Raw genomic sequence first — 5,217 nt, forward strand, 5'->3', positions numbered from 1 at the left:
AGATCAAATGATTAACTTATTTAATGACGACCCCTAACCTCGTCCTGCTGGCTCATTGTCGGTCGGCGGTGCCGGGCGCGAGAGAGCCATGGGTCCCCCTTTTTCGGTCGGATCGGACCGAGGCGGCCACGGCGAACCATCCGGCTGATGGCGTTCTTTGCCGCCACCCTGCCATCAGCAAGATTGGTGCGGAATATGTCCTTTTGTGCAGTCCTGTCGTTTTTATCGAGAAGAGGGCATCGAGAAAGGGACGCTGTCAGCAGAATGACAACGGCCATGATCTGTCAGGTCGCCCGCGAGGACTGTCCTCAACGCCGGGCGGTAGTCCTCGACACCGAACGGGTAGGGAGACCGACGGGCCGGCCGCGAGCGGCGGCGCTCCAGTGATGCCGCGGAGTGCGGGCCGCGTCGGAGCAGGTGCGGGCGCCGGTCGACGAGGACAGGAATCCCGGTGGTGTGAACGCCCGACGTCACGGCCGTGCCGGGCGCCGAGGAGCCGCGGATGCACGAGCTGGCGATCATCCAGAACGTCGTGGACACGATCGTGGAACGGATCGGGGCGGCGCGGGCCACGGCGGTTCACCTGGTCATCGGGCAGGTGTCCGGCGTCGTGCCCGGCTCCGTCCGGTTCTGTTTCGACCTGGTGGCAGCGGGCACGCCGGTCGAAGGCGCTCGCCTGGAGATCGACGAACCGCCGGGCCGTGCCCGTTGCCGGCGGTGCGGCGCCACGTTCGAGGCCGACGACCTCCTGCTCCTGGTGCTCTGCCCGTGCGGCAGCGCCGACGTCGAGGTGGTCGGTGGCGACGAGCTGATGATCGAGGCGGTCGAGGTGACACCCGTGCCGAGCAGCGGAGGTGATGTGGGATGTGTGGAACCTGCGGGTGTGACGACGCCGCGCCGCCGCCCCGACTAACCTCCCTCACCTCCGTCGACCCTGTTGGCCCGGTCGGCCCGGTCCTCGTCAGTCCCGGCCCGGCGCATGACGGCCACGCGCATGACGGGGGGACCTCGTCGCGCACCGTGGTCGTCGAGGAGCGGGTGCTGGCCAGGAACGACATGCTCGCCGAGGCGAACCGCCGCCGCCTGCTCGCTCGTGACGTGCTGGCGATCAACCTGATGAGCTCGCCGGGATCGGGCAAGACGACGCTGCTGGAGCGGACCGTCCGCGAGTTCGGCGTGAGCGTGCCGATCGCGGTGGTTGAAGGTGATCAGGAAAGCATCCGGGACGCCGAGCGCATCCGGTCCACGGGGGCTCCCGTCGTCCAGATCAACACTGGTCGTGGCTGCCATCTCGATGCGGCCATGATCGACTGTGCGCTGCGTGAACTCGAACCATCCGAGGGTTCGATGGTGTTCATCGAGAACGTCGGCAATCTGGTCTGCCCGGCGCTGTTCGACCTGGGCGAGCGAGCCCGGGTGGTGCTGATGTCCGTCACCGAGGGCGAGGACAAGCCGACCAAGTATCCGCACATGTTCGCGGCTGCCGATCTCGTCCTGCTCACCAAGTGCGACCTGCTGCCCTACCTCGACGTCGACGTCGCGCGGTACGAGGCGCAGGTTCACCGGATCAATCCCCGGGTCGACGTGCTGCGCGTCTGCGCGGCCCCGGGATCGGGGTCGGGCCTGAGGCTGGGGCCCGGCCTGGGCCAGTGGTACGCCTGGCTGCGCGCCGAGCGAGGTGCCGGCCACCGCCCGCGGTCGAGCGGGCCGTCTCACGGTGTTTGAGGCCGCGACACCCGGGCAACCCGTCGAAGAATAGCTACGAGCGCTCTCGTGACTACATATAGTCATAATACGTAATTATGTGTAGTTACAGTACGGTGGGCATCGTCCCCAGGGGTGGTGCCACGGCTCCGCCGAAGGGGGACCGTCATGCTGCTCGCGGGTTCGTCCTGTCCTGGGCACCGCTCGCCATGATGACGACACCCGGTGCGCCGACCACCCTTCACGTGGACGTGGGGGCCGGCATCGGTGCTGACGAGGCCGGTGGGAGCTGTCCAGCCGGTTTCGCGTCGGCCCGTGCAGTGGCTGACGCGGTGCTGCACGAGGGCTACCTGCTCTATCCGTATCGCCGCTCCTCGGGCAAGAACCGGATGCGGTGGCAGTTCGGGGTGCTCGCGCCGCGGCGTTGGGTCGAGGCGGGTGGGCCGGTCCCACGGACCGTCGCCGGATCGACGGATGCGTGGTGCCAGCAGACTGACTGTCTTCTTGAGCTCTGTCTTCTTGAGCTGTCCCCGACCGCCTCGGTCGTCGTCCGGCTGCGCTTTCTGCAGCTCCAGCGCCGTTCGGTCGAGGTCAGAGGAGCCGACGGCGCGTTCGGTGAGGTCGACGCGCTGAAGGCGGACGGTACTGCTCGGCTGAGTTTCGACGAGGCGGTGCCGCGCGAGGTCGGTCTCACTCTCGACCTGGCCGACCTGGCCGACCCGGCTGTGCGGGGCCGGTCGGCGGAACAGGCTGATCGTGGAGAGTCGTTCAGCCTGAGCCTGCCCGGTGGCATGGAGATTGAGCCGTTGGACGATCGCGGCAACCTGGCGGGCCGCGACGTTGGGCGCGGCGGTGCGGGTCGGGTGGTTCGCCGGCGGTGGCCGGTCTCGGCGACGGTCCGGGTGTCCGTGACGCGGGCCGCGGCTCCCTTCCGGCTGTACCGGCTGCGCCTGGCCGTCGAGAACACGGTGGCGGACGTCCCCGTCGGCGCCGCGCGACCGATGGCGCTGCGCCGATCGATGATCGCGACACACAGCCTCCTGGGTGTGCGCGGGGGACGGTTCCTCTCGCTGCTCGATCCGCCGACCTGGGCCGCCGGGGCGACACGGGGGTGCGAGAACATCCACACCTTTCCCGTTCTCGCCGGTGCCGACGGAGCGCCGGATGTGATGCTGTCCTCGCCGATTATCCTGTACGATCATCCCCGGAGCGCCCCCGAGAGCCCGGGTGACCTCTTCGACGCCACCGAGATCGATGAAATCCTCTCGCTGCGCACGTTGGCTCTGACCGACGACGAGAAACACGAGGCCCGGGCGACCGATCGCCGCGCCGCGGAGATCATCGACCGGGTCGACGGCATCCCGCAGGACACCCTCGCCCGCCTGCATGGTGCCGTCCGGTCGCTGCGACCGGTTCCGTCGTCCGGGGCCGCACCGGCCGGCGCACCGGCCGGCGTACCGGTTGCCGCACCGGTCGCCGCCGCGACCACGCGATGGTGGGAGCCGGAGGCGGACCGGTCGGTCCGTCCGGACAGCGACAGTGTTTCCCTGGACGGCGTGATGATCGCCAAGGGCAGTCGGGTCCGGCTGCATCCCCGTGGCCGTGAAAGTGGCCGTGGAAGCGACGCGCACGACATGTTTTTCATGGGGCGAGAGGCCCGGGTTCAGGCCGTCTTTCTGGACGTCGACGGCGCCTGGCACGTCGCGGTGTCCCTGGACGACGACCCGGCCGCCGATCTGCACCGGTGGTACGGCCGTCATTACTACTTCGCACCCGAGGAGCTGGCACCGCTCACCGACGGACCGGGTGCGTCATGAGCGGGCCGGCGCCCACCCGCGCGGGTCCGTCTGCGGGTCCGTCTGCGGGTCCGTCCGCGGGCCCACCGCGCGTCCTCGTGGCCGGGATCGGCAACGTGTTCCTCGGCGACGACGGATTCGGGGTGGAGGTCGTGCGCCGCATCGACCCGGCGGACCTGCCGGCCGGGGTGGACGTCGTCGACTACGGGATCCGCGGCGTGCATCTCGCCTATGAGCTCCTCGACGGCCGGTACGACGTGGTGATCCTCGTCGACGCGGTCTCGTCGACCGATCCACCGGGGACTCTCACGGTGCTCCGGCCCGAACTTGACGGGGCCGGCGTGGACGACATCCCCGTCGACGAGATCCCCGTCATGGACGCCCATGGCATGTCTCCCGACGTGGTCCTGCGGTTGCTGCGGGGCCTCGGTGGCGATGTCGGCCGAGTGCTGGTCGTCGGCTGCCGACCCGCCGTCGTCGAGGAGCGGATGGGACTGTCCCGCGCCGCGGGGATGGCCGTCGACGACGCGGTGCGGCTCATCGCGCAGATCATCCGAGACCCCGGCCCGTGCCAGCATCCGCCAGTAGGAGGGAGAGGCCAAGATGACGGCCACGAACCCGCAGTCCGTGACTCCGCAGCCCGGGAGCCCGCGACGCGGCGGTTTCGACGAGGTGCACATCCTCTGGATCTCCGAGGGGATGAGCTGCGACGGCGACACGGTGTCGGTGACCGCGGCCTCCCAGCCGGCGATCGAGGATGTCGTCACCGGGCTCGTGCCGGGATTGCCGACGGTCCATCTGCACAACAAGGTGCTGTCGCCGACCGTCGGCGGGGAGGAGTTCCTGGCCCCGTACCGAGCCGCGGCCCGCGGTGACATCGAGCCGTTCATCCTCGTCATCGAGGGCTCGATCCCGAACGAGAACATCCACGGCGACGGGTACTGGACGTCGTTCGGGAACGATCCGGACACCGGCCAGCCGCTGACCCTGAACTGGTGGATCGACCGGCTGGCCCCCAGGGCGTGGGCGGTCGTCGCGATCGGCACCTGCGCCGCGTACGGCGGGATCCACGCGATGGCCGGCAACCCGACCGGGTCGATGGGCCTTGCCGACTACCTGGGCCATGACTTCACCTCCGCCGGCAACCTGCCGATCGTCAACGTCCCCGGCTGCCCGGTCCAACCGGACGACTTCATGGAGACGCTGACCTGGGTGCTTTACCACGCGGCGGGCGCGGCACCACCGCCACCGCTGGACGACCAGCTCCGACCCCAGTGGATTTTCGGCCGGACCGTGCACGAGGGCTGTGACCGGGCGGGCTACTACGAGCAGGCCGATTTCGCGAAGGACTACAACTCGCCGAAGTGCCAGGTGAAGATCGGCTGTTGGGGTCCGGTGGTGAACTGCAACGTGCCCAAGCGCGGATGGATGGGCGGGCTGGGCGGCTGCCCGAACGTGGGCGGCATCTGCATCGCCTGCACGATTCCGGGATTCCCGGACAAGTTCATGCCGTTCATGGACATGCCGCCGGGAGCGAGCCTGTCCTCGCTCGCGATCAAACCTTACGGGTCGTTTATCCGCAGGCTGCGTGGCATCACCAATGCGACGGCGAACACCGAGCCGAAGTGGCGGCACAACCGGGAGATGCTGACCACCGGCTACGACCCGCGTTACCGCTCCTAGGACCGGGCCTAGGAATTCGGAATGAAATAACTTG

Annotated in this window: 4 protein-coding genes and 1 pseudogene; all 5 read left to right on the top strand. The window is 68.9% G+C overall.

Annotated features, from left to right (window positions below; all coding sequences use genetic code 11):
• The first annotated feature begins 502 nt into the window (after positions 1–502).
• The 5 genes and pseudogenes from AC08OJ_RS10200 (at position 503) to AC08OJ_RS10220 (ending at position 5,183) form a co-directional block, all read left to right on the top strand.
• Positions 503–913, top strand: a complete 411-nt coding sequence (locus tag AC08OJ_RS10200) for a hydrogenase maturation nickel metallochaperone HypA/HybF (protein WP_476595606.1) — start codon at positions 503–505, stop codon at positions 911–913.
• Positions 865–1,725 (top strand): hydrogenase nickel incorporation protein HypB, encoded by an 861-nt coding sequence (hypB, locus tag AC08OJ_RS10205; protein WP_476595607.1) that lies wholly within the window; start codon positions 865–867, stop codon positions 1,723–1,725. The genes AC08OJ_RS10200 and hypB overlap by 49 nt, the downstream gene beginning before the upstream one ends.
• 77 nt (positions 1,726–1,802) lie before the next feature.
• Entirely contained in the window at positions 1,803–3,521 is a 1,719-nt protein-coding gene (locus AC08OJ_RS10210; protein ID WP_476593942.1) for a hypothetical protein, read from the top strand.
• Positions 3,518–3,991: pseudogene (locus tag AC08OJ_RS10215) on the top strand (hydrogenase maturation protease); the annotation flags it as partial. The gene AC08OJ_RS10210 and the pseudogene AC08OJ_RS10215, both read left to right, overlap by 4 nt.
• A 112-nt stretch (positions 3,992–4,103) precedes the next feature.
• Complete coding sequence (locus AC08OJ_RS10220) at positions 4,104–5,183, top strand: NADH-quinone oxidoreductase subunit B family protein (RefSeq protein WP_476593941.1); 1,080 nt, start codon at positions 4,104–4,106, stop codon at positions 5,181–5,183.
• Positions 5,184–5,217: the final 34 nt, after the last annotated feature.

The organism is Frankia sp. CgKIO3 (genome assembly GCF_977946435.1).

What these genes read in the sequence shown, in the direction of transcription:
- AC08OJ_RS10200 (WP_476595606.1), top strand. Translation starts at nt 503, where the DNA reads ATGCACGAGCTGGCGATCATCCAGAACGTCGTGGACACGATCGTGGAA.
- hypB (WP_476595607.1), top strand. Translation starts at nt 865, where the DNA reads ATGTGTGGAACCTGCGGGTGTGACGACGCCGCGCCGCCGCCCCGACTA.
- AC08OJ_RS10210 (WP_476593942.1), top strand. Translation starts at nt 1,803, where the DNA reads ATGTGTAGTTACAGTACGGTGGGCATCGTCCCCAGGGGTGGTGCCACG.
- AC08OJ_RS10220 (WP_476593941.1), top strand. Translation starts at nt 4,104, where the DNA reads ATGACGGCCACGAACCCGCAGTCCGTGACTCCGCAGCCCGGGAGCCCG.